Annotated in this window: 1 pseudogene; it reads right to left on the bottom strand. The window is 62.1% G+C overall.

The features are described from left to right. Positions 1–774, bottom strand: a pseudogene (locus tag EOD07_RS35135) (sensor histidine kinase); the annotation flags it as partial. Positions 775–1,178: the final 404 nt, after the last annotated feature.

Genomic DNA, 1,178 nt, shown 5'->3' with positions numbered 1-1,178 from the left:
GGCGCGCTGAACGCGCTGCCGCAGCATCGAGTTCTGCGCCAGCGCCGCCTGCAATTCGGAGACCTTGGCCTCAAGCGTTGCCTGTTGCGTGACGATGGTCCGGCTGCCGCGGAAAACGATGCCCGAGAGCAGGGCAAGCGCCGCCGCCGTGGCGCCCGCAACCACCAGCCAGCTCCACAATAGGGCCGAGTGCAGCGATTCCTCGAAATCGCCGGACAATTCGTAGAATTCGCTCACGGCTACGACCTCGCCCGACCAGGGTTCGCGCACCGGGTTGTAGATCTCGAGCAGTGGCACCCCCATCGACCGTTCCTTCTCGTCTTCCTCGTCTTGGAGCCTGTCGTAGTCATATCTGACCATGACATTGCCGGCGAAAGCGGCGATGAGGTTGGGGTTGGGCCTGATCTGCCTGCCGATGAGGTCGGCGTCCTTCGAATAGAGAATCGTGCCGTCGCGCCGCCATAGCTTGAACGAGACCAGCCTTTTCCCAAGCGCCCCCTGGCCGAGCGTCTCGTCCAGCGCCCGCTTGACGGTGTCGTCCAGCTCCTGGCTCTTGCGCATGTCGGGCAAAAGCGGCGCGATCACGCTGTCGACATAGAGCGCGGTGGTGGTGGCGGAATTGTGCAGCACGCCGTCACGGATCTGCGATGTCACCCACAGCCCGACAACGAGCATCACGGCCAGAAGGCCGATGCCCCCCGCGATCACGAATTGCCAGGCCAGCGAGAGCCCGCTCCAGATTCGTGCAAGACGTTTTAAATACCTCCCAAACATCGGCACCACTCACCCACCCGTCCAGGAGAGTATAGGCGAGGGCAGGCAATTGCGACACCGACCTTGGTCCGTGCCCGTAGGGAAGGTTAATGGCGGGCGGTTTGCCGGCCCGCACCGGCGGGCGGCTCCGATTCGTAGCCGAGAAAAGTTGCTCATGCTTCCCGACGGCAAAAGCCCGCGCCACTCCTGTTGACGGGGAAGACGCGGGCCGGTTGCCACCTGGATTTGGATCATCTCTTGCGGCTCTACAGTGCCGAGACAATCACCATTTAGGCCCTAGGTCCACATCAAAAGACATATGCTTCGGTGGATATAGCGCTACCTTGAGGCGAATGCCGGCCGTCCGCCGTCATCTGCCGTTCGCTGTGGTTCAAAATATATAGCGGTTCACCCATCGGATGGCC

Source organism: Mesorhizobium sp. M2C.T.Ca.TU.002.02.1.1 (assembly GCF_003997225.1).
Note: the sequence above shows the minus strand (reverse complement) of the source record. Positions and strands in the feature narration are given on the sequence as shown.